This window comes from Acidovorax sp. CF316 (assembly GCF_000276605.1).
GTDB lineage: Bacteria > Pseudomonadota > Gammaproteobacteria > Burkholderiales > Burkholderiaceae_C > Acidovorax.
The window spans coordinates 1-22,278 of the sequence record NZ_AKJX01000287.1 but is presented as its reverse complement, the minus strand read 5'-3'; the positions used below and the strand labels follow the sequence as shown (position 1 = coordinate 22,278).

General features: G+C 69.5%; 27 protein-coding genes and 1 riboswitch. Of the genes, 12 read left to right on the top strand and 15 right to left on the bottom strand.

Features of this window, described 5'->3' with window-relative positions; translation table 11 throughout:
* Nucleotides 1-30: 30 nt before the first annotated feature.
* The 5 genes from PMI14_RS32305 (at nt 31) to PMI14_RS32285 (ending at nt 3,365) form a co-directional block, all read left to right on the top strand.
* Entirely contained in the window at nt 31-447 is a 417-nt protein-coding gene (locus PMI14_RS32305; RefSeq protein ID WP_007861799.1) for a YciI family protein, read from the top strand.
* A gap of 19 nt (nt 448-466) precedes the next feature.
* Nucleotides 467-994, top strand: coding sequence for an SRPBCC family protein (locus PMI14_RS32300; RefSeq protein WP_007861797.1), 528 nt, complete (start codon nt 467-469; stop codon nt 992-994).
* 68 nt (nt 995-1,062) lie between these two features.
* Nucleotides 1,063-1,473, top strand: coding sequence for a VOC family protein (locus tag PMI14_RS32295; protein ID WP_007861795.1), 411 nt, complete (start codon nt 1,063-1,065; stop codon nt 1,471-1,473).
* Nucleotides 1,474-1,478: 5 nt separating this feature from the next.
* Nucleotides 1,479-2,771, top strand: coding sequence for an RNA polymerase sigma factor (locus PMI14_RS32290; protein WP_007861791.1), 1,293 nt, complete (start codon nt 1,479-1,481; stop codon nt 2,769-2,771).
* 63 nt (nt 2,772-2,834) lie between these two features.
* On the top strand, nt 2,835-3,365 hold the full coding sequence (locus PMI14_RS32285; protein ID WP_007861789.1) for a GFA family protein: 531 nt from the start codon (nt 2,835-2,837) through the stop codon (nt 3,363-3,365).
* A gap of 16 nt (nt 3,366-3,381) precedes the next feature.
* Here the strand turns inward: PMI14_RS32285 and PMI14_RS32280 are convergent, their stop codons facing one another.
* From PMI14_RS32280 to dinG, 9 genes are all read right to left on the bottom strand, one after another.
* On the bottom strand, nt 3,382-3,861 hold the full coding sequence (locus tag PMI14_RS32280; RefSeq protein ID WP_007861787.1) for a ribonuclease HI family protein: 480 nt from the start codon (nt 3,859-3,861) through the stop codon (nt 3,382-3,384).
* Between the two features lie 19 nt (nt 3,862-3,880).
* A complete protein-coding gene (locus tag PMI14_RS32275) occupies nt 3,881-4,138 on the bottom strand; it encodes a DUF3297 family protein (protein WP_007861785.1) in 258 nt (85 codons plus the stop codon).
* 100 nt (nt 4,139-4,238) lie between these two features.
* Nucleotides 4,239-4,868, bottom strand: a complete 630-nt coding sequence (locus PMI14_RS32270) for a PolC-type DNA polymerase III (RefSeq protein WP_007861783.1) — start codon at nt 4,866-4,868, stop codon at nt 4,239-4,241.
* 71 nt (nt 4,869-4,939) lie between these two features.
* Nucleotides 4,940-5,710 (bottom strand): hypothetical protein, encoded by a 771-nt coding sequence (locus PMI14_RS32265; protein ID WP_007861781.1) that lies wholly within the window; start codon nt 5,708-5,710, stop codon nt 4,940-4,942.
* A 97-nt stretch (nt 5,711-5,807) separates the two neighbouring features.
* Nucleotides 5,808-7,040 (bottom strand): PHB depolymerase family esterase, encoded by a 1,233-nt coding sequence (locus PMI14_RS32260; protein WP_007861780.1) that lies wholly within the window; start codon nt 7,038-7,040, stop codon nt 5,808-5,810.
* Between the two features lie 181 nt (nt 7,041-7,221).
* Nucleotides 7,222-7,650 (bottom strand): hypothetical protein, encoded by a 429-nt coding sequence (locus tag PMI14_RS32255; protein WP_007861778.1) that lies wholly within the window; start codon nt 7,648-7,650, stop codon nt 7,222-7,224.
* Nucleotides 7,651-7,782: 132 nt separating this feature from the next.
* Complete coding sequence (locus PMI14_RS32250) at nt 7,783-8,016, bottom strand: hypothetical protein (RefSeq protein ID WP_007861776.1); 234 nt, start codon at nt 8,014-8,016, stop codon at nt 7,783-7,785.
* 70 nt (nt 8,017-8,086) lie between these two features.
* Complete coding sequence (locus PMI14_RS32245; RefSeq protein WP_007861774.1) at nt 8,087-8,590, bottom strand: pyridoxamine 5'-phosphate oxidase family protein; 504 nt, start codon at nt 8,588-8,590, stop codon at nt 8,087-8,089.
* A 109-nt stretch (nt 8,591-8,699) separates the two neighbouring features.
* Nucleotides 8,700-10,862 (bottom strand): ATP-dependent DNA helicase DinG, encoded by a 2,163-nt coding sequence (gene dinG / locus PMI14_RS32240; protein WP_035206431.1) that lies wholly within the window; start codon nt 10,860-10,862, stop codon nt 8,700-8,702.
* A 157-nt stretch (nt 10,863-11,019) separates the two neighbouring features.
* On the opposite strand from dinG, the gene PMI14_RS32235 reads away from it, so the two are divergent.
* The 5 genes from PMI14_RS32235 (at nt 11,020) to PMI14_RS32210 (ending at nt 14,128) form a co-directional block, all read left to right on the top strand.
* A complete protein-coding gene (locus PMI14_RS32235; protein WP_007861770.1) occupies nt 11,020-11,292 on the top strand; it encodes a hypothetical protein in 273 nt (90 codons plus the stop codon).
* A 133-nt stretch (nt 11,293-11,425) separates the two neighbouring features.
* A riboswitch (cyclic di-GMP riboswitch) is annotated at nt 11,426-11,526 on the top strand.
* Nucleotides 11,527-11,715: 189 nt separating this feature from the next.
* Entirely contained in the window at nt 11,716-12,678 is a 963-nt protein-coding gene (locus tag PMI14_RS33905) for a hypothetical protein (RefSeq protein WP_146187884.1), read from the top strand.
* On the top strand, nt 12,672-13,259 hold the full coding sequence (locus PMI14_RS32220; RefSeq protein ID WP_007861768.1) for an ATP/GTP-binding protein: 588 nt from the start codon (nt 12,672-12,674) through the stop codon (nt 13,257-13,259). The genes PMI14_RS33905 and PMI14_RS32220 overlap by 7 nt, the downstream gene beginning before the upstream one ends.
* Nucleotides 13,252-13,710 carry a roadblock/LC7 domain-containing protein gene (locus PMI14_RS33900; RefSeq protein ID WP_007861767.1) on the top strand — a complete coding sequence of 153 codons (459 nt, stop codon included), beginning with the start codon at nt 13,252-13,254 and terminating at the stop codon, nt 13,708-13,710. The genes PMI14_RS32220 and PMI14_RS33900 overlap by 8 nt, the downstream gene beginning before the upstream one ends.
* Before the next feature lie 55 nt (nt 13,711-13,765).
* Nucleotides 13,766-14,128: a hypothetical protein gene (locus PMI14_RS32210; RefSeq protein WP_007861766.1), complete on the top strand. Its 363-nt coding sequence runs from the start codon at nt 13,766-13,768 to the stop codon at nt 14,126-14,128.
* A 6-nt stretch (nt 14,129-14,134) separates the two neighbouring features.
* Here PMI14_RS32210 and PMI14_RS32205 read toward each other — a convergent pair whose 3' ends face one another.
* Complete coding sequence (locus PMI14_RS32205) at nt 14,135-14,821, bottom strand: HAD family phosphatase (RefSeq protein ID WP_007861765.1); 687 nt, start codon at nt 14,819-14,821, stop codon at nt 14,135-14,137.
* A 40-nt stretch (nt 14,822-14,861) separates the two neighbouring features.
* Between PMI14_RS32205 and PMI14_RS33895 the strand changes: the two genes are divergently transcribed.
* Nucleotides 14,862-15,941 carry an ankyrin repeat domain-containing protein gene (locus tag PMI14_RS33895; protein WP_007861764.1) on the top strand — a complete coding sequence of 360 codons (1,080 nt, stop codon included), beginning with the start codon at nt 14,862-14,864 and terminating at the stop codon, nt 15,939-15,941.
* Nucleotides 15,942-15,951: 10 nt separating this feature from the next.
* Here the strand turns inward: PMI14_RS33895 and PMI14_RS32195 are convergent, their stop codons facing one another.
* From PMI14_RS32195 to PMI14_RS32180, 4 genes are all read right to left on the bottom strand, one after another.
* On the bottom strand, nt 15,952-17,823 hold the full coding sequence (locus tag PMI14_RS32195; protein ID WP_035206427.1) for a radical SAM protein: 1,872 nt from the start codon (nt 17,821-17,823) through the stop codon (nt 15,952-15,954).
* 140 nt (nt 17,824-17,963) lie between these two features.
* Nucleotides 17,964-18,533, bottom strand: a complete 570-nt coding sequence (locus PMI14_RS32190; protein ID WP_007861762.1) for a gamma carbonic anhydrase family protein — start codon at nt 18,531-18,533, stop codon at nt 17,964-17,966.
* Nucleotides 18,534-18,580: 47 nt separating this feature from the next.
* Nucleotides 18,581-19,210: an alpha/beta fold hydrolase gene (locus PMI14_RS32185; RefSeq protein ID WP_007861761.1), complete on the bottom strand. Its 630-nt coding sequence runs from the start codon at nt 19,208-19,210 to the stop codon at nt 18,581-18,583.
* 33 nt (nt 19,211-19,243) lie between these two features.
* Nucleotides 19,244-19,885, bottom strand: a complete 642-nt coding sequence (locus tag PMI14_RS32180; protein ID WP_007861760.1) for a TetR/AcrR family transcriptional regulator — start codon at nt 19,883-19,885, stop codon at nt 19,244-19,246.
* 134 nt (nt 19,886-20,019) lie between these two features.
* Between PMI14_RS32180 and PMI14_RS32175 the strand changes: the two genes are divergently transcribed.
* Nucleotides 20,020-21,054, top strand: a complete 1,035-nt coding sequence (locus PMI14_RS32175; RefSeq protein WP_035206432.1) for an MBL fold metallo-hydrolase — start codon at nt 20,020-20,022, stop codon at nt 21,052-21,054.
* A 9-nt stretch (nt 21,055-21,063) separates the two neighbouring features.
* Here PMI14_RS32175 and PMI14_RS32170 read toward each other — a convergent pair.
* On the bottom strand, nt 21,064-22,278 hold a 1,215-nt coding region (locus PMI14_RS32170), incomplete at its 5' end, for a PLP-dependent aminotransferase family protein (RefSeq protein WP_007861757.1).

Below are 22,278 nucleotides of genomic sequence, written 5' to 3'. Positions count from 1 at the left end.
ACAGCAACTTCCAACGACAGGAGATGTGCCATGCGATTCATGATTCTGGTCAAGGCCAGCCCCGAGAGCGAAGCCGGCGCCTTGCCCGGCGAGGACATGCTTGCCGTGATGGGCGCCTACCACGAGGAGCTGTCGCGCGCCGGCGTGCTGCTCGATGGCGTGGGCCTCAAGGCCAGCGCCCAGGGCTGGCGCGTGCGCTATGGCAGCGGCGGCCAGCGCACGGTGGTCGACGGCCCCTTCACCGAGACCAAGGAGCTGATCGCCGGCTACACGCTGATCCAGGTGCGCTCGCGCGACGAGGCCATGGAGTGGGCGCGCCGCTTTCCCAACCCGCGCGGCGAAGGGTTGGAAGCCGAGATCGAGGTGCGCCCGGTCTTCGAGCTCGATGACTTTGTCCAGGGCGAGGCCGTGCAGCGCTTTCGCGACCTGGAAGCCACGCGCAATTGAACCCGGCAGGAGACCTTCCATGATCAAGACCATCGCCCTCACCGTGCTGGCTGCCCTGGCCCTGCTGCTGGCCTTTGCCGCCACCCGCCCCGACAGCTTCCGCGTGGAGCGCAGCCGCGTGATCGAGGCCCCGCCCGAGCGCGTGTTCGGCCTGATCCAGGACCTGCGCCGCTTCAACACCTGGAACCCCTACGAGCGCAAAGACCCGGGCGCCAAGGGCCAGTACAGCGCTGCCACCGCCGGCCCTGGCGCCCGCTATGCCTGGCAGGGCGACAAGGTGGGCACGGGCAGCATGGAGATCACCGAGGCCACGGCGCCTTCCCACGTGGGCATGAAGCTCGACTTCGTCGCCCCGTTCGAGGCGCACAACCGCGTGGACTTCACGCTGCAGCCGCAAGGCGGCAACGCCACCCGCGTCAGCTGGGCCATGCACGGCCCCGTGCCCTACCTGGCCAAGGTCATGCACCTGTTCTTCAACGTGGATAGCATGGTCGGCAAGGATTTCGAGGAGGGCCTCGCCTTCCTCGCGGCCGAGGCGGCCAAGTGATCCCGCTCGGGCGCCTCATTCCCTGCATTCCCCGTTCGTTTATCGTTCCACCCCTTCAGGAGACCGCCATGCAACACCAGATGATCTTCGTCAACCTGCCCATCAAGGACATGGGCCGCTCGCAAGCCTTTTTCCGCGCCCTGGGCTACGACTTCAATCCCCAGTTCACCAACGAGCAGGGTGCCTGCCTGGTGCTCGGCGAGAACCTGTTCGTGATGCTGCTGGTCGAGGAGTTCTACAAGACCTTCACCGACAAGGCCGTGGCCGATGCGAGAAAGACCTCCGAGGTGCTGGTCTGCCTGTCGGCCCAGAGCCGCGAGGAGATCGACACCCTGGTGGCCAAGGCCGTGGCCGCCGGCGCCACCTCGCCGCGCGCGCCGCAGGACCATGGCTTCATGTACGGCCATGGCTTCGACGACCTCGATGGCCACACCTGGGAGTTCGCCTACATGGTGGACGCCAGCAAGGCGCTGGGCTGAGCAGCATGGGCCTGCCCGACTCCGATGCCCTGCACCGCACCATCGCATCGGTATGGCGCATCGAGGCGGCCCGCATCATCGCCCGCGTGGCGCGCATGACGCGCGACGTGGGCCGGGCCGAGGAGCTGGCGCAGGACGCGCTGGTCTCGGCCCTGGAGCACTGGCCCGCCACCGGCCTGCCTGACAACCCCGCTGCCTGGCTCATGACCACCGCCCGCAACCGCGCCCTGGACCACTTGCGCCAGCAGGCCATGCAGGCGCGCGAGCACGAGGCTCTGGGCCATGACATGGAGGCGCTGGAGGCCCAGTACGCGCCCGACTTCGTCGATGCCCTGGACGCCGCGCGCCAGGACGACATCGGCGACGACCTGCTGCGCCTGATCTTCACCGCCTGCCACCCGGTGCTCTCGACCGAGGCGCGCGTCGCCCTCACGCTGCGGCTGCTGGGCGGCCTGTCCACGGTGGAGATCGCGCGCGCCTTCCTCGTGCCCGAGGCCACGGTGGCCCAGCGCATCGTGCGCGCCAAGCGCAGCCTCACGGCCGCGCATGTGCCCTTCGAGGTGCCCGGCGCGGCCGAACGCGCGCCGCGCCTGGCCTCGGTGCTCGAAGTCATCTACCTCATCTTCAACGAAGGCTATGCCGCCACCGCGGGCGACGACTGGATGCGCCCCGCCCTGTGCGGCGAGGCCCAGCGCCTGGTGCGCGTGCTCGCCGGCCTGGCGCCCGACGAGCCCGAGGTGCAGGGCCTGGTGGCGCTGCTGGAGATCCAGGCCTCGCGCCTGCCCGCGCGCACCGACGCCGAAGGCCGCCCCGTGCTGCTCATGGACCAGGACCGCTCGCGCTGGGACCATCTGCTGGTGCGCCGCGGCCTGGCCGCGCTGGAGCGGGCCGAGCAGCTGGCCCGCGCCGGCCACCCCTGGGGGCCCTATGCGCTGCAGGGCGCCATCGCGGCCTGCCACGCGCGTGCGCGCCGCGCCGAAGACACCGACTGGCAGCACATCGTGGCGCTGTACGACGCGCTGCTGCAGGTCTCGCCTTCGCCCGTCGTGGCGCTGAACCGGGCCGTGGCCGTGGGCATGGCCGACGGCCCCGCCGCCGCGCTGGCCCTGGTCGATGCCCTGGGCGCCGACCCGGCCCTGCGCGACTACCACTGGCTGCCCAGCGTGCGCGGCGACCTGCTGGCCAGGCTGGGCCGCCATGGTGAAGCGCGTGTGCAGTTCGCGCATGCGGCCACGCTCACGCGCAATGCGCAGGAACAGGCCCTGCTGCTGGCACGCGCTGCCGACTGCGGGGCGTGAAAAGACGGGAGTGACAGGGCGCGGCTTTTGCCGTAACGTGCGGCCCTCCACGGAGTGATCGCCATGCAGTTTCCGTCCACGCCCCCGTTCCCGCTCGAAGGCGGGTGCGACTGCCACCATGTGCGCTACCGCATGCTGACCGCGCCGCTGTTCGTGCATTGCTGCCATTGCCGCTGGTGCCAGCGCGAGACGGGCGCCTCCTTCGCCCTCAACGCCATGATCGAGGCCGACCGGATCCGCCTGCTGGGCGGCAAGCCGGCGCTGGTCGACACGCCTTCGGAAAGCGGCCTGGGCCAGAAGATCGCGCGCTGCCCGCACTGCCATGTGGCTGTGTGGAGCCACTACGCGGGCGCGGGCCCGCTGGTCTCCTTCGTGCGCGTGGGCACGCTCGACGCGCCCGACCACCTGCCGCCCGACATCCATATCTTCACCCTCTCGAAGCAGCCCTGGGTGGTGCTGCCGGCGGGTGCCACGGTGGTGCCCGAATACTACGAACGCGAGGCGCACTGGCCGCCCGAGAGCCTGGCGCGCCGCCAGGTGCTGTTGCCCAAGATCGCGGCCTACCGGGCATCGATGGGGTTCGATCCTTTGTGAGGGTGAGTGTGAGCGGTCAGGACGGCGGGCTTTTGCGCCGCTTCCTTCGGGGCAGGCCGCGCAGGGACGGGTGTACCGAGGGCTTGGGCGGCGCGCCCAAGGCCGCGCGCGCCAGCGCATCGGCCTCGCCATTGCGGTGGCGTGCAATCCACTGTATTTGCACCTGATCGAAGCTTTTGAGCAGGGCGCGTGCCGCGGCGTACAGGGGTTCCAGGCGCTCGATGGGGGGCGCGGCCACTTCGCCGAGCTGCTCCACCAGGATGCTGCTGTCGCTGTAGACCTGCAGTGCGCTGGCGCCGCGTGCGAGGGCTTCGTTCAGCGCCATCACCAGCGCACGCAGCTCGGCCTCGTTGTTGCAGCCCGTGGCGTGCGTGGCCTGCGACAGGGCGTGGCGCGTGCCGTCGGGCGCCACCAGCACGGCGCCCAGGCCCATGCGGCCCGGGTTGGGGATGGCGCTGCCATCGCAGTGGATGGCCCAGGGCGCCGACAGGTCCATGGAGGGGACGGAGGGTGGCTTATTCGGGCTGGCGGTAGAAGGCTTCCACCGTGCCCTTGAGCTTGATCATCAGCGGCTGGCCCTTGCGGTCCAGCGTCTTGCCGGCGGGCACCTTCACCCAGCCTTCGCTGACGCAGTACTCCTGCACATCGGTGCGGTCCTTGCCATTGAAGCGGATGCCGATGTCGTGCTCGAACACGGCCGCGACATGGTGCGGGCTGCGCGGGTCCACGGACAGGTGGTCGGGCAGCGGTGGGGCTTGGGTGGTATCGGTCATGGGAAAAGTGTGTGGATCGGTTCGTGGAGGCAACCGCGTATTTTCGGCGATCCGCGGCATGCCCGCGCCGGCAAACAAGGGTTGCGGGCAGGGAGATCGGTCAGCAGGGCACCGGCACCGCAGGCTTGCCATGCTGCGCGAGCAGCTTGCCGATACCGGGCTTGGCGCAGCGCTGCAGCGCCATCAAGAGCGCATGGCCGGGCTCGGCCACGCCCCAGCGCTGGCGCAGGTCGTGCTGCATGCGCGCCAGCAGCTCGGCGGCCATCTCGGCATCGGCCAGGGCCCGGTGGGCCCGGCCCGTGCGCGGCAGGCCGTGGTAGTCCACCAGCGTGCCGAGCTTGTGGCTCGGCGCCTCGGGGTACAGCCGGCGCGAGAGCAGCACCGTGCAGGCGAACGGGTGCGGCGCAGCCACGCCGGCCAGGGCCAGCTCGGCCTGCCAGAACTTGCTGTCGAACGCGGCGTTGTGCGCCACCATGGGCGCATCGCCCACGAAGCGGGCGGCGTCCTGCATCACCCCGGCCGCGTCGGGCGCGGCATTCACCATGGCATTGGTGATGCCCGTGAGCTGGGTGATGAAGGCCGGGATCCAGGCGCCGGTCTTCATCAGGCTCTGGAAGCGGTCCACCACGCGGCCGTTCTCCAGCAGCACGATGGCCACCTCGGTGGCACGCGCGCCCTGGCCGGGCGAGACGCCCGTGGTTTCAAAGTCGATGACGGCGATACGGGACATGGGGCCTGGAGGATAAACCGAAGCCCTTGCCCCGGCCCGGGCCCAGGGTTTGCGGCCCTGCCAGGCGGGCTTCAGGCCGCCGTATAGGTGTAGTCCACCGGCACGATGCGCTCGTAGACCGTCTGGCTGGCGGCGTTCTTCATCAGCAGCCGGACGCTGGTGAGCTTGCCGGGGTCGATGACGGTGAAATGCTTGGACACGACGCCCGTGCCCACCTGCTTGCCCGTGGTGCCCTCGTAGGTCATGTTGGCCTGCGTCTCGGGGATGACCCAGATATCGAGGCCTTCTTCGGTGTTGATCGCGTAGGCGACGTCCACGTCGATGCGGGTGCCGGCCTTGACCACGGCCGGCGAGGGAATGGACACCTTGACGCCGGTGATCTCCGAGCCCTTGCCGTCGTTCAGCCATTCCTCGTCGACCTCGGCCTGTTCGTAGGTGTAGTCCACCGCCAGCGCCTGGTTGAAGACCTCCACGAATTCCTGGTTCTTGGCCACGATGAACAGCTCGCGCACAGTGCCGGCCTGCGTCAGGTGCACGCGGCGGGTCACCTGGCCCGTGCCGGGCTCCAGGCAGTCGCGAGAGCCCTCGTAGACCGAGTCGTAGGTGGTGTCGAGGATCTTCACCCAGACATACAGCGGCTCCCGGGGCGCGCTGTAGCGGTAGTCCAGGGTCACGGTGATGGGGGTGTTGGCCTCGAGCACGCTGCCCGACGGCGGGTCGATGTGCACGCCGGTGATCTTCAGGTCGGTGCGGGTGCTGTCCTGGCGCCTGGCGCGCCGGACAAGGTAGACGACCAGCCCGATGGCCACCAGTCCTGCGATGGTGATGTAGACGTTCTCCACGGTGAATTGCCCCCTCAGCTACCGCACCTTGCTGTTGGTATGGATGGGGCGGTGCGTGTTGCCCCGGGGGCAAATTATGGTGGCGCGCGGCCCGAGGTCAACAGCGGGGGTGTGCGAGGAAGAAGCGCAGCATCTCCTCGGTGGCCGATACGCCCCGGGGATCGGTGTGGCTGCCGCGGCCATCGCCACCGGCCCAGGCGTGGCCGCCACCGTGCAGCACCCAGTGCTCCGCCAGCGTGGCGTTGCCGCTCTGGTAGAGGGTGCGCGTATAGCCCTGGCCGTGGGCCGAGCGGCCCGTGGTCACGGCAGGGCGTACCTCGCCCTCGGCGGCGGCCAGCGCCGCCTCCACCAGTTGCTCGCCATTGCGCGCGTGCACGGTGGCATCGGCATCGCCATGGAAGACGATCAGCGGCAGCGCCGTGCCCAGCTGGATGACCGGGGGCGTGGTCGCCGCGAACGGGCTGGTGCTGGCGGGCTTGGCGCCGGTCTTCATCGCCGAGAGCGCGGCCATCACGTTCTGCGCCGCACCGGCCGACAGGCCCGAGTGCACGCCCACGGCGGCAAACAGCTCGGGGTATTCGCGTGCCAGCAGGGCCGCCATGGCACCGCCGGCCGAGAGGCCCGCCACATAGACGCGGTTGCCGTCCACCGGGTGGCGTGCCATCACCTCGCGCACCATGGCCACCAGCGTGGCCGGCTCGCCGCCGCCGCGCCGCTGGTCCTGGGGCCGGAACCAGTTCCAGCAGGCCTTGGGGTTGGCACTGCCCGCCTGGGCGGGGTAGAGCACCAGGGCATTCGCCCGCGCCGCCGCGCCGTTCATGCCCGTGCCGGTGGCGAAGTCCTCCGGGTCCTGGGTGCAGCCGTGCAGCATGAGCACCAGGGGCATGGGGGCGCCGGTGTCGGCACCGGGCGGCACGTACAGGTAGTAATGGTCCTGCGGGGCACCAGCCAGCGCGAAGGCCACCCGGGTGAAGCTGCCGGGCGCTGGCTTGGCGGCATGGCCGCGGGCACTGGCGGGTGCGGGATCGGGGGACGGCGGGGTGCGGGGCGGTTTGTCGTCCGCTAGGTCGATCACCACGGCGTCTTCGATGTCGGCCTGCGCAAATCCGGTGCGCCAGCCTGGGCCGGATGCTGCGGTCCCGGGCATCCCCGCCCTGGCGCCTTCGCGCTGGGTGGCCGTCGCAGCGGCATGGGGTGCTGCCGTGCCTGCCATGGCGGGCGTGCCGCCCAGGGCCTGCTGGATGGCGCGGGTGGCATCGGCCAGCTGGCCCTTGCGCACCAGGTCGGTGGCGTTGCCGAGGAGTTGCTTGAGATTGTGGTTCCAGTCCATTGGAAGGTCCTTGGGTGAGCTGGTAGGGCGTGCGCCGTGCATGGCACCGCTGCCCAGGGGGCGGCCGGTGCCGTCGGTTTTGTCTCGGAATGCCGCCGCTCGAAAGGGCCGGTCTGGAATGGAGGACGAAAGAAATCGCCGTTGTGGTGCGCTGGGCACCGCGCCACGGTGGGCGCTTGTCTCAACCGATGCGGCCCGCCAGGGCCGCCTTGACCGCCGGGCTGGCGTGGAACGCCCCGAGCACGGTGACCGAGGCGATGGTCGCTTTTGCCAGCTCGGGCGGCACGTCGTCCTCGATGCTGGCCAGGCCCAGCACGCGGATCTCCAGCGTCTGGCCGGCGGCCTGCACGGTCTCCAGGTCGGTGCGGCCGAAACGCTGCAGTCCCAGCACGAGCATCTTGCGTGCCACCACCTGGCGCACCGCCTCGTTCTGGGTGCTCAGCTGGTTGCGGATGGCGGTGCGGATGAAATCCGTGCGGTTGGCGTAGAAGCCCTCCGATACCAGCAGATCGATGTGTCCCAGGTCCACATAGCCGAGGTTGATGGTGATCTTTTCCGAATCGGGGACCTTGCTGCGCAGGGCCAGGGGGGTGCTGGAAGTGGGGGTCATAGTGTGCCTTCTGGCCGTCTTGTGCCATCCATATGGATGGTAATTGGATGGTTTATCGGCGTTTTCAAGGGCAGGCGATCAAAAAGAAAGAGCCCGAGGGCCCTTTCTGGTGCGTGGCGGTCGTTCGCGGGCTCAACCCGCGCCGCGGCTCCCACCACCGCTGCTGCTGCCAGCACCGCCCTGGCGGGACTGGCCCTGGTTGCCGCTGCCCAGGTGGGTGTCGCGGTCGCCACGGCTCTCGGGCGTGCGGCGGCCCTGGTTGATTTGCGTGGCCTTGTCGCCTGCGCTGTTGTGGGCGTTGGCGACCTTGCCGCTGCCGTCGCTGCCGGCATTCACGTCGTCTGGCTGGTTTCCCTTGCTGCTCATGGCAATCTCCTCACGTCCGGTCATGGATGGTGCGCAGGGGCGGGCGCACCGCGGTGTTCACGGTGCTGCCTCAGGACAGCGTCAGTTCCTGGTGCTCGCCCAGGTCGCGCGGCTGCTCGCCGGTGATGGCGGCCTTGGCCATCTTGTACAGCTGCACCATCTTGCTTTCCTTGACGTCCCAGAACTCGGCATGGCCGATGCGCACGGCCAGCAGTGCCAGGTTGGGGTCGGTATGGCCCGCCGGGAACCAGGCCTTGGCCATGGGTGACCACAGGGCTTCCTTCTGCGCCAGGTCCTCGACGAAGCTGGCCTGGCCCGACAGGGACACATAGCTGTCATCACCCGGGTCGGCATACGACACGTTGACCTGGCCATCGGTCAGCAGGCGGCCGTAGAGCTCGCCATTGCGCGGGATGAAGAAGTACAGCAGCGACTGCTCGTCGATGCTGCGATTCTGCGTGGTCAGCGGGTGCGCGTGCAGCATGCCATTGGCATGGCGGTGGGTGAGCATGCCGAATTTGATGTCCTTGATCAGCTTCCACAGCGTCTCGCGGGCGGGGGTTTCGTGTTGCATGGGGGCCTCCGGCAGATGGTGAATGGGTAAAAATTCACTGTAGGCCGCCAAGAGGTGCGCAGGCGTCGGTCTCGGGCCCGGCTTGCGTAGGGCGTTTGTCCGACAGCGCTCAGCGCGGCTTGCGCTGCTCCAGCGCAAACGGGGGCAGGCCCTTGAGCAGACGCTGCCCGTACGAGGTGTTCATGAGCCGCTTGTCGTAGCAGTACACATGGGCCTGGTCTTCCTCGGTGCGGATGGCGCGGCCCACCCATTGGGCCAGGCGGATCGCGGTGGCCGGCACCACCAGCTCGCTGAAGGGGTCGCGCCCCACGGCGCGCAGCCATTCGGCACGGGCTTCGCCCACCGGGTCGTCGGGCGGGGCGAAGGGCAGCTTGGTGATGAACACCGACTCGCACAGCCGGCCCGGCAGGTCCAGCCCCTCGCCGAAGGACTGCATGCCGAAGATCACCGAGGGCTGTCCGTCGGCCACGCGCTCGCGGTGGCGCTTGAGCAGCTGCGTTCGCGGCAGCGCGTTCTGCACCAGTACCACGCTGCGCATGGCGGTGGGCAGGGCATCGACGGCCTGGCGCATCTGTTCGCGCGAGGTGAACAGCACCAGCGCGCCGTATTCCACGTTGGCGATGTCGTAGAGCAGCGCCTCGACCATCTCGGCCGTGAACTGGGCCGCGTTCTTCGGGTCGGCGTGGGTCTCGGCCGCGATCAGTGTGCCCTGGGCGGCATAGTCGAAGGGGCTCGGCACCTCCAGCGTGGTGGCGGCCGCATCGCCGTGCAGGCCCGACTCGCGCATGAAGAATTCGAAATGCCCGCAGCTGGTAAGGGTGGCCGAGGTCAGCACCGCGCCGCGCACGGCGCTCCACAGGTGATTGCGCAAGGTGGTGCCGGGCAATATCGGGCTGGCATGCGCCTTGACGACGATGAAGTCGCCCTCCACCTCCAGCGTGAACCACTTGGCCGCCGGCACCGCGCCCTCGGGCGCATCCTGCAGCAGCAGCTGGGCGGTGGCGTGCAGCTCTTCCAGGCGCGGGGCCAGCATGCCGATCTGCGCGTACAGGGTGGACAGGAGGCGCGCCTCGTCGGGCTTGTCGCGCATCTCGGCGCGCAGCGCCTTGGAGATAGCGCGCAGCGCTTCGAGAAAACCGTCGGCGCTCGCGGCCAGCAGCCCGAGCGGGGCGATCAGGGGCTCGGGCAGCACGCCGCGCGGCACGCGCACGCGCGCCGGGCCCCAGGCGTCCTTCTGGCTCTTGAGGGCCGGGCCGTAGACGTCCATCACGATGCGCGCCAGGTCCTGCAGCGTCTGGCGCAGCTGGCCCGAGTGCTTGGGGATGTCGGCGATTTCTTCGACCTCCAGCAGCGCGCCGATGCGCAGGCCGCGGCTGGCCAGGCGCTCGATCCAGGTCACGCGGCTCAGGTCCATGCTGCAGGCGAACTGGTCCAGCGCGGTCGCGGGCAGGTGGTGCGCCTCGTCGAGCACCAGCAGGCAATTGTCCAGCTCGGGCAGCACGCGCGCGCCCAGGGACGACAGCAGCAAGTCGTGGTTGGCGACGATCACCTGGGCACCGACCAGTTCCTTGCGCTTGTCGTAGTAGGTGCACTGGCTGAAGGCCGGGCAGTGCTTGCCGGTGCAGGAGGCGCCCTCGGCCGCCACGGCGCTCCAGACCTCGGGCTCGGGCGGCGTGTCCAGGCTGTCACGGTCACCGTCCCAGGCGCCCTTGGCCAGGGTCTGCGACATGGCCGAGTAGAACTGGATGCGCGCCTCGGTCTCCTGGCGCGGGCGCTTGGCGCGTGCGGCGGCCTCTTCCTCGGCAAACAGGTCGTCTTCGGGCTCGTCTTCGGCCTCGCCGGTGCCGGCCAGGCGGTCGAGCTTGAGCTTGCACACATAGCGCCCGCGCCCCTTGGCCAGTGCGAACTTGAAGGGCTGGGGCAGCAATTGGGCCAGGGCCGGCAGGTCCTTGTTCACCAACTGCTCCTGCAGCGCCACCGTGGCGGTGGAGATGAGCACCCGCGTGCCGCGCGACAGCGCCATGGCGATCGCGGGTGCGCAGTAGGCCAGCGACTTGCCCACGCCCGTGCCGGCCTGGATCACGGCGATCGAGCGGGTGGGCGCGGCCTCGCCCGCCTCTTCGTCCACCTTGCCCAGCGTGGCATGGCTGAAGGTCTGCGCCACCTGCTCGGCCATGCGCCGCTGCCCGCCGCGGCTGCGAAACCCCGGCGTGGCCTGCACCACCGCATCGAACGACTGCAGGGCCGCCTGGGCCCACTCTGTTGAAGACATAAGGACGAGAGTGTGGCATATGGTTGGGCATACAGTGTTTTGCGACTTGGGCATCCTGTCGTGCAGATGGGGAATGGGCCTACACCGCCCCATGGCCGGTGCTCCTACGATGGTCAACGACCCACCTGCGCTTCTGTGGCGCCCAAAGGAAAACCCCATGCCCACGACCGCCGATCCCCGCACGACCGAAGCCTCGGTGGACACCACCAAGCGCCAGTCCGCCGCCACCCCCACCCGCGGCGACGCCGATGCGGCCAACGCCGCCCAGGAAGAAAACCCCAAGCTGCCGCACGAGCGCGACCAGTCGGTCGACATGACCCATGGCAAGCCCGACGCCCAGGTACAGCAGGCCTACCGCGACGTGCAGCGCGGCCTGCAGGACACGGACCGCGGTCCCCCGGCCGACAAGGCCTACCAGAAGCAGAAGTAGCCTGGCCCGCGCCGCGCAGGCCGCCCTGCCGGTGTATGCGCCAGAACAACACCCTGGGAATGCGCGTCGGGTGCGGGCGTTGCTGTGCGCCATTCAATGGTTGCCAGCGCAACCCATTCCCCTATACTGAAAAGCACTGAAACGGCACCCCCGTGCGAAAGCCGGGCCCGCAAAGTCACCGGTCTACCGGTACCGAGAGCATGTCTCGGCACCCACGACAGCGGGACTGCCACGTTGAAATCCAGGGTTGCTCAGGGAAACCGCCGTCTCAGTGGTCATCACACCCAACCGAGAGGCCGCCCCAGCGATGCAACACCGCCCAGGTCCCGCACTCGCCGTTTCTGCTCCTGATCTTCCTGCTTCGAGCGCGGGCCGGGCCATCCATGGCCGCCTTCACGGGCGCCATCCTGCTGCACAGGGGGCTTGACGGATATGGGCGACGGGCTGGTCATCGGTACCCAGGACATTGCGCAGAAGGACCAACTGGTGCTGCGCGCCCTGGTGCGCCTGCTCGACGGCGGCGTGAACATCCGCGCGCGCTTCAGCGAGCAGCTGGCCGAGTGCAATGTGGTCTTCGTTCCGGGCCACTGGCCCTACCGTTTCCATGCGCCCTGCATCACGGTGCGCGTGCTCGACCCCGCCGACACCAGCGCGGCGCTGGAGCAGACCGCTGACCTCACCGTGGCCACGCCGCTGCGCATGAGCAACGTCATCGCCGTGCTGCAGTCGGCCACCCAGCGGGTATACGGCGTGTCGCAGTTCGATCCGGTCAAGGGCCAGCGCGCCCTGTTCGAACTGCTCGGTGAGCACACCCGCACGGCCGAGCGCCGCCGCGCCGTGGTGCCCATGAGCGCGGGCCAGCAGGTCGTGTTCGACTTCGTGCAGCAATTGGTGCACACCTCCATGCCCATGGAGGTGCTGCTCTCGGGCGCCTACACACTGGGCGAGCCGCATCGCGTGAGCCCGGTCGAGGAAGAGCTCATCCGCTCCGTGCCCTCGCACAGCCTGCGGCAGCTGCTGTGGAGCCTGGCGATGCGACTGGCGCAGAAGGGTGCCAGCGCACCGGTGCGCACGGGCCACTACCGGCTGCTACGCTGGCCCGATGCCATCGGCCTGTCGTCTGCAGGCCACCCGCGCCTGGCGGCGCTGCTCACCAGCCGGGCCCTGAGCTACGAGCAGCTGTGCGCCAAGAGCGGCGTGCCCGAAGCGACGGTGCGCTGGTTCCTCGAAGCCAGCCTGGCCCTGGGCCTGGCGGTGGAGGAGACCGCGCCTGCGGCTGCCGCTACCGCCGTGGCGGCCCCTGCGCCGGCGGCCAAGACCCCTGTTCCTGCCGCCGCCCCCGCAGGCTGGCTCGGCAATCTTCGAGAACGGCTCAAGCTATGGTGACGCCCTCCTCCGCGCCTGCGGTGTTTGCAGGCGGCTCCCGCGATCTCAAGATCGTTTTCACCGGCCCCATGGGCGCCGGCAAGACCACCGCGATCCAGGCCATCAGCGATGGCCAGGCCCTGTCCACGGACGTGCCCATCACCGGCTGGGCGGAGCTGCCCATGCCCGGCAAGACCATGACCACCGTGGGCCTGGACTACGGCGAGTGCCAGATGGATGGCGGCCAGTGGAAGCTCAAGCTCTTCGGCACGCCCGGCCAGGAGCGCTTTCGCTTCATGTGGGACATCCTGGGCGCGGGCGCCTTCGGCCTGATCGTGCTGGCCGACAACTCCCAGCGCGACCCCGTGGGCGAGGTGGCGCGCTACCTCAAGGCCTTTGCGCCGCATGTGCCGGCCCGGCGCACGGTGGTCGGCGTGGGCCGGCTCGACACCCACCCCTCGCCCGGCATCGCCGACTACTGCGAGCAACTGGGCGCCCTGGGGTACAACCCTCCGGTGCTGGAGGTGGACGTGCGGCGCGATGCCGACGTGCGCCTCCTGCTGTCGGTTCTGGTGAGCATGGCGGAGATCGAACATGAGTAGCAGCAGCAACATCGGCGGTACCCCTGGCCTGGCGCCTGTCGCCACGTCCTTGCGCCTGGTCACCATCGCGCAGCTGGCCGGGCTGCTCGGTGAACTGCAGCGCGGCACCCCGGGCATCCTGAGCGCCACGCTGGCCAGCGCCGATGGCTTCACCGTGGCCTCCACGCTCTCGGACAGCCAGGATGCCGACAAGCTGTCGGCCATGTCCGGCTCGCTCAGCGCGCTGGCCGGCGCCATGACGCGCGAGGCCGGCCACAGCGCGCCCGAGCGGCTGATCCTCGAATCGGGCAGCGGCCACATCGTCTCGATGAACCTGTCCGTGCCTTCCGGCGACCTGGTGCTCACCGTGGTCACCAACGAATCATCGCTGCTGGGAAAGCTGCTCTGGAGCTGCCGCAACACCGCCGACCAGGTGATTGCTGCCTGCGCCACGGTGCCGCAGCCGGGCTGACCCCCTTCCATTGCCGTTCCCGTTCCCTTGTTCCACCACCACCGGAGACCCCGCCATGGCATTGACCCCCAAAGAACTCCTGAACCAGCTGATGCAGACCGAGGGCGCGATGTGCGCCGCGCTGGTGGACTACAACAGCGGCATGCTGCTCGAGTCCGTGGGCAGCGGCATGGACCTGGAGCTGGCTGCCGCGGGCAACACCGAGGTCGTGCGCGCCAAGATGAAGACCATGAAGTCGCTGGGCATGCAGGGGAGCATCGAGGACATCCTGATCACGCTAACCCACCAGTACCACATCATCCGCCCGGTGGAAAAGCACGACGGCCTGTTCATCTACTACGTGCTCGACCGCAGCCGCGCCAACCTGGCCATGGCACGCCGCAAGGTGCTCGAGGCCGAGTCGCAGACCGCCATCTGAGTACCGTCAGGCGCCGCGCGTGAACCAGCGCGGCAGCTCGGGCAGGGCCTCTTGCAGCGAGCCGAGCACCGCCACGCAGGCCTGCGCCACCTCGGATGCGGGCTGCAGCAAATCGGGCACCACCACCAGGCCCATGCCCGCGGCCAGCGCCGCGCAGGCACCGTTGTGGCTGTCCTCGAAGGCCAGGCACAGCGCCGGGTCCACATCCAGGCGTGCGGCCGCCAGCGCATACAGCGCCGGGTCGGGCTTGCCGCGCAGCACCTCGTTGCCCCCGGCCACGGCCTTGAAGTGCGGCAGCACGCCCACGCGCGCCAGGCGCTGCGCGATCTCGTCGGTGCGCGAGGACGAGGCCACCGCACACGGAATGCCCGCGGCCTGCAATCGCGCGAGCAGCGCGGCCGCGCCGGGCTTGAGCGGGAACAGCAGCTCCCTGCCCTCCCCTTCCTCCAGCGCGGCCCGTACCGCCCCCATGGCCTGCTCGAACGGCGCCACCCCACCCAGATGCCTCTGCAAAATGGCGTGCGAGTCCTGCGCCGCCTTGCCCACCACCTGCAGGTAGTCGCTCTCGCGCAGCACTACGCCCAGGGCCAGGGCCGCATCGGTCCAGGCACGCAGGGTGGCGCGCTCGGAATCGATGAGCAGGCCGTCCATGTCGAAGATGGCGGCAGCGAAGGGCGGGCGAGGTGCTTGCATCGAAATATGATGCCCGCAAAAACCAATGCCTTGAGGGAACATGGAAAGCACGACACGATTCACGCTGGTCTGCAAGGACGACACCGATGCCGATGCCTTGCATGCCGTTTTCAGCACCCCCGATGGCGCACCGCTCGGAGCGGCCATCAAGGCTTTCTTCGCGGCCCGCAAGATCGCCATCCACCCCACGGACCACCTGGGCTTCGACCACTATGGGCGCTCGGGCCGGGTGATCGACGCGGTCTTTACCGCAGGCTCCACCGACGTCGGGGACTTCATCGCCCCCCTGTCCAAGGTCTGCCACGCCCTGCATGCGGAACTGGTCGATGACGAGGTGGCGCGCAAGCTCGAATACGGTTTCATCGACGGCAGGAAGAAGCCGCCCGCCGACGTGGTGGCGCTGATGAAGACCCTGGCCCCGACCGCCCAGCTGGGCCGCGTGGGCAGGGCCATCGAGGCCGCCGAGCGCGAGCAGAACGACCCGACCTATGCCTTCATCCGCGCCATCGGGTTCTCCAAGAACCAGGCCACCGTGCAGGCCCTGCTGGAAAAGGGGGCGGACCCCAACAGCAAGTTCTCCTCGGGCTACTCCTGCCTGAACAAGGCCATCACCGACAAGCGCGTGAAGGTCGTGCAACTGATGCTGGAGCATGGCGCCGACCCCAACCTGCCGCACAAGGGGTCTCCCAACCTCTACGAGGCCTGCCGGTTCTCCGCGCCCAAGATCGTGGACCTGCTGCTGGAGCATGGCGCCGATCCTGACCTGCGCGAGAAGGGATCTTCGGAAACCAGCTACCCCATCGAGATCGCCATCTATTATCACCAGGCCAAGATCGTGCAGTCGCTGCTGGACAAGGGTGCCGGCACCCGCGGCCTGCCCAAGCTGGCCAATCTGCTGGAGTTCACGGCCACCTCGTTCGACGCCATGCACGGGAACCTGGACGGCAAGCTCGCCATCTTCAAGCTGCTGGTGCGCGACCCGGCGTGGAAGGCGGAGCTGCGGGAAAACCGCGACCGGCTGACCGGCATGCTTGAGCAGTCGTTCGCCGCCTACAAGTACCAGACGCCCAAGGACCGCAAGGACTTCGACGACATCCTCGCGTTCGTGGCTGCGGCCTGACCTCCCGAGGTCAGCCGCGTTGCTGCAGCGCCCGCTCGATGCGGTTGCGTTGCACGGTCGTCTTGGGCACCTTGAAGGGGAACCAGCTGCGCACGTCCTCCTCGAGGCCGATGCCGTGCATGTAGTTGTAGATGGCCTTCTTGAGCGCCCCGCCCAGCGCGTCGTGGTCCACGCCCGTGGGGTCGTGGAAGCCGATGTCGTTCTTGGCGAAGCTCACGGGCGGCAGGGGCTCCAGCGTCACGCCGTATTCCTCGGGCGCCTTGCCCACGGGCGAGTGCACGGTGCAGGCAAAGCGGTGGAAAAAGCCGCTCTGGATGCAGCCGTTGGCGAACAGCTGGCGCACGTACTCGAGCGCGTCCACCGTGTCCTGCACGGTCTGCGTCGGAAAGCCGTACATCAGGTAGGCGTGCACCAGGATGCCCGCGTCGGTGAAGGCCCGCGTCACGCGCGCCACCTGGTCCACCGAAACGCCCTTCTTCATGAGGTCGAGCAGCCGGTCCGAGGCGACTTCGAGCCCGCCCGAGACGGCAATGCAGCCGCTGTCGGCCAGCAGTTCGGCCAGTTCGGGCGTGAAGGTCTTCTCGAAGCGGATGTTGCCCCACCACGAGATGCCCGTGTTGCGCGCGATCAGCTCGGTGGCCAGGGTCTTGAGCGCCTTGGGCGGGGCCGCCTCGTCCACGAAGTGGAAGCCCGTCTGCCCCGTCTCGCGCACGATGGCCTCGATGCGGTCGGCCAGCACGCTGGCCGAGGCGCCTTCGTAGCGGCTGATGTAGTCCAGGCTCACGTCGCAGAAGCTGCACTTCTTCCAGTAGCAGCCGTGGGCCACGGTGAGCTTGTTCCAGCGCCCGTCGCTCCACAACCGGTGCATGGGGTTGAGCATGTCCAGCAGCGACAGGTACTTGTCCAGCGGCAGCCCGTCCCAGGTGGGCGTGCCCACCTCGGCGAAGGCGATGTCCGCCTCCTGCATGTTGATGTAGCGCACGGCCTGCGTGTCTGCGTCGCGCACGAAGGTGCGCACCAGGCGCTGGCGCCCGCGCTGGCCCTGCACATGCTCCAGCAGCGCCAGCAGCGGGCGCTCGCCCGCGTCCAGCGCCACGTAGTCGAAGTGGTCGAACACGCGCGGCTCGGTCAGGTCGCGCAGCTCGGTGTTCACGAAGCCGCCGCCCAGCACGGTGACGATGTGCGGGTGCGCCGCCTTGATCGCCTGCGCGATGCGAAAGGCCGCGTACACCGCCCCGGGGAAGGGCACGGACAGCAGCGCCACCGTGGGCGCATGGCGCTCCACCGCGGCCAGGGCCAGCGTGCGCAGGGTCTCGTCCACCAGGTTCAGGGGCTCGGCCAGCGCCGCGGCCAGCGGGTCGAAGGTGGGTTGGCTGCCGGCCAGCGACTCGGCGTAGCGCACGAACTCGAAGCGCTTGTCCACCGCGTCGCGCAGCACGTCGGCCAGGTCGTTGAGGTACAGCGTGGCCAGGTGCTTGGCCCGGTCGTGCAGGCCCAGTGCGCCGAAGGCCCAGCCCAGCGGGTCCCCGCCCTCGTCGTCCACGTAGACGTCGAGCGTGGCAAAGCGCGGCCCCTCGGGCAGGAAGTTGCGGCCCACGATGCGGTGCGCCAGCGTGGTGTCGCGCCCCTGCAGGAAGGCGATGGTGGGCGCGATGGTGGCCAGGTAGCGGTCGCGCTGCGCCGCGAAGGCCTGCACGGCCGGGCTGTGCTTCTTGGCGGGCAGCGCATCCACCTTGGCCGCCACGGCGCGCAAGCCCTCGGGCGAGAGCAGCTGCAGCACCAGCGCCAGCGCCAGGTCCTCCTGCACCGCCGTGATGCCGCGCGAGCGCAGGAAACCCGTGAGGTAGGCCGTCGACGGGTAGGGCGTGTTCAGCTGCGTCATCGGCGGGATGACGGACAGGACGCGAAGCGGTGGGGCGGCAGACATGGTGGGGGCGGACGGGCGATGCAGTGCCGCCTCAAGGGGAATCGTGGAAGTGCCCGATTATCCCGCCTGGCCCTTACCCGGTGGGCGCGTCGGCCTTACAGCGGTTGGGGCGGCGGCTCCACCGCCACGTCTGGCGTGCCGGCCAGGTAGTTGTTCTTCACGCGCACATAGTGCTCGGCCGAATAGCGCAGGTAGGCGATTTCCTGGTCGGTCAGCGCACGCTGGCGCACCGCAGGCCGGCCGATGTAGAGGTTGCCACTTTCCAGCACCTTGCCGGGGGACACCAGGCTGCCGGCGCCCAGCATCACGCGGTCGCCGATGACGGCGTCGTCCATGACGATCGAGCCCATGCCGATCAGGCACTCATTTCCAATGCGGCAGCCGTGCAGGATCACCGCGTGGCCGATGGTCACATGGCTGCCGATGATGAGCGGCGAGCCCTCGGGCTTGCTGGCATTGCGGTGCGAGACATGGCCCATGGTCAGGTCCTGCACATTGCTGGCCTCCCCCACCACAATGCGGTTCACATCGCCGCGCAGCACGGCGTTGCACCACACGGAGGCGTCCTTGCCCAGGGTGACGTCGCCGATCACCTGGGCCGAGTCGTGGAGGAAGACGCCGGTGCCGAGCACGGGCGCAGTGTCGAGGTAGGGAGCGGTGGGCATGGGGTTCGTGGGGCTCGGGAGTGCAAAGCGCCGAGCGTAGTGCAAAGTCAGGCGCCGCCACCCAGGTGGACTGCGATCAGCGGAGCCACCTGCGCCGCATGCCGGTTCGCGAGATCGTGCGCGCCACCGGGTACCACGTGCAGCCGGCTCCGGGGCAGCAGCGCCAGCAGGCGCCGACCCACGCCCACGGGGCTGATCGGGTCGGCATCGCCCCACAGCAGCAGCGTGGGCGCCGCCAAGGTGGCCAGGGCGCCGCTCAGGTCCTCGCGGTAGTCGGCGAACCAGGGCGGCACCGTGGGGTGGGCCTGGGCGAAGGCCGGCCGCCAGTCCTGCGCGCCATGGGCGGCCATGTCGACGCCGCCCGAGGTGGCGGTGAGCACCAGGTGCGTGACCAGCCCGGGGCGCCGCAGCGCGGCCTGGACGGCCACGATGCCGCCCATCGACTGGGCGACCAACGCGGTGGGCTGGTCGATGGCATCCACCACCCGCGCCACCAGGTCCTCCATCCCGCGCACGGCGGGGTCGGCCGGCACCGGGCCGAAGCCTGTCCAGCCCATCAGCCGGCGGGCGGCTGGGTGATCCAGCAGGCCGGACACGGGCTGCCAGAACTGCGGGTCGCCTCCGACGCCCGGGAGAAAGAGGATCTGGGAGGGTTGTTGCTGCTGCTGGACTGTCATGGGCCGGCAGCATACGCCGCACGCGCCAATCAATCAGCCCGGTACCGCGACGGCGTAGAAGCCCAGGAACATGTCCACCGCATCCTCCAGCACCTGCTGGCGCAGCGCGGGGGCCAGCGGCGGCTGGCCCATGGCCAGCTGGGGCCAGAAGGCGAAGGACTTGACCAGCCCGTGCAGCTGGTGGGCGGCGTACTGCGGGTCCACCCCGGCGCGCAGGCGGCCGTCCTGCTGGGCGGCGCGCAGCCACTGCGGCAGGCCCTCTTCCTTTTCGGACAGGCGGTCCACCAGGGCACGGGCGCGTTCGGGTGTGTGCATCAGCTCGGCCATGGCCACGCGCGACAGGTCGATGAAGCTCGCGTCGTCCAGCATCTGCATCTTCTGCTCCAGCACGGCCAGCAGCTGCGCGCGCAGCGGGCCGTCCGCGTCGTAGCGGATCTCGGCCTGCGCATGGCTGCGCTCCCACATCTGGGCCAGGATGGCCTCGAACAGCTCGTCCTTGCTCGGGAAGTGGTTGTACACCGTGCGCTTGGAGACATCGGCCGCGGCCGCCACCCGGTCCATGCTGGTGCCGGCAAAGCCGTTCTCGCGGAACTCGGCAATCGCGGCCTGCACGATGGCCTCGCGCTTGCGGTCGGTCAGGCGGGTCGGGGCGGCGGTGGGGACTATCGGGTGCATAGGAGAAATTTTACACCGGGTAGTTTACTTTTTCAGAAACAACACTACACTGTGCAGTGCACTTTTCAGAAAAGGCAGTCCCCATGTTCCGCCGCGTGCCCCGCATCCTCCTCCTCCTCACCGCAATCACCGCCATGGCCTACAGCATCATTTCCTGTGCCACCCCGCCCTCGGGTTCGTACGAGGCGTCGCCCCAGTACCGGGACGGCAAGTTCCGCAACGTTGCGCCGCGCCAGGCGCCCGGCTTCTTCAAGACCGTGGCCATCTTCTGGAAATTTGCCACCGACAAGCCCGCCAATACCGTGCCCAGCAAGCCCATCGAGGTCAAGCCGCTGACCCAGGCCGATGTGCTGGCCGCGCCCGACCAGAGCCTGTGGCGCCTGGGCCATTCGACCATGCTGATCAAGCTCGACGGCAAGTTCTGGCTCACCGACCCGGTGTTCTCCGAGCGCGCCTCGCCCTTCCAGTTCGCCGGGCCCAAGCGCTTCCACGCGCCACCGCTCACCATCGACGAGCTGCCCCCCATCACCGGCGTGGTGCTCTCGCACGACCACTACGACCACCTGGACTTCGACGCCATCCAGAAGCTCGCGCCCAAGGTCGAGCATTTCCTCACCCCCCTGGGCGTGGGCGACCGCCTCATCGCTTGGGGCGTGCCGGCCGCCAAGGTGCAGCAGTTCGATTGGTGGCAGGGCACCAGCGTGGGCGGCGTGAAATTCGTCGCCACCCCGGCCCAGCACTTCTCGGGCCGCACGCTGTCGGACGGCAACCGCACGCTGTGGGCCTCGTGGGTCATCATGGCCGGCGACACGCGCATCTTCTTCAGCGGCGACACGGGTTACTTCGACGGCTTCAAGGCCATCGGCGAGCGCTACGGCCCCTTCGACCTGACCATGGTCGAGACCGGCGCCTACGACGCCCAGTGGCCCGATGTGCACATGCAGCCCGAGGAAAGCCTGCAGGCCCACCGCGACGTGCGCGGCCACCACATGATGCCCATCCACAACGGCACCTTCGACCTGGCCCTGCACCCTTGGCACGAGCCCTTCGACCGCATCACCCAGCTGGCCGCGGCCGCCAGCGTGCCCCTGGTGGCACCGGTGATGGGCGAGCGCCTGGACATCCGCAACCCCGCCCTATCGCAAAGCTGGTGGAAAAGCGCGCAGTGAGTTGAGTGGTCAGGTGCGCGGCAGGCGCCGGGCCAGCTGGCCCACAATCCGCGCCGCGGCCGTGATCTCGGCGATGTCGAAACCCGCGTAGCCGAACAGCCAGCCGCGCCGCTCTGACGCCATCACGTAGCGCGACAGCGGCGCCAGCATCACCCCCGCCGCCTGGGCCTGGCGGCACAGGGTTTCGTCGTCGCTGCCCGGCGTGCGCTCGCACAGCAGGTGCATGCCGCGGTCGCTCGCGGCCAGCTGCAGGGCGCCGTCGCTGGCATCGGCCAGCGCATCGCGCAGGGCCTGCTGGCGCGCCTGGTACAGCTCGCGCATCTGGCGCAGGTGGCGCAGCAGGTGGCCTTCGGCAATGAACTGCGCGAGCACCGCCTGCGCATCGCCGGGTGCATGCCGGTCGGTGATGGCACGCGCCATGGCAAAGGGCTGCACCAGCGCCGGCGGCGCGACGATGAAGCCCAGGCGCAGCCCCGGGTGCAGGGTCTTGGAAAAGGTGCCTACGTACAGCACCCGCTCCGACCCCGGCAGGCTGCACAGCGCCGGCACGCGCTGCGCGCCGTACTGGAACTCGCCGTCGTAGTCATCCTCCACCACCCAGGCATCGTGCGTGCGCGCCCACTGCAGCAGCGCCTGGCGCCGCGCCAGGCCCATGCGCACGCCCGTCGGGTACTGGTGCGTGGGCGTCACCACCGCCATGTGCGCGCCGGGCCAGCGCTGCGTGGCCTCGGCGATGCAGGCGCCCTCGCAGTCCATGGCCATGGGCCGGGCCAGCACGCCATGGCCCAGCAGCGCCGCGCGGATGCCGGGGTAGCCCGGGTCTTCCACCAGCACCTCGTCACCCCCGTCCAGCAGCAGCCGCGCGATCAGGTCGATGGCCTGCTGCGAGCCCGAGCACACCACCACCTGGCCTGCGTCGCAGCGGATGCCGCGCGAGGCCCACAGCCACTGCGCCACCGCCTCGCGCAGCTGCGGGTCGCCGGCCGGGTCCAGGTACTGGGCGCGCGCCGCGCGCTGGCCGGGGCCGGCCTGGCGCGCCAGGCGGTCCCACACCGCGTACGGAAACGTGTCCACCTCGGGCGCTCCCATGCGAAAGGCCCGCGCCACCGCCACCGGCGGGTTCCAGCGCGCCGCTGTGTCGGCGATCAGTTGCCCGCGCCGCGACAGGCCGCGCGGCGGCGCCACCAGCTGCTGGCTGCGGGTGGCAGCGCCGGCGGCCGCCTG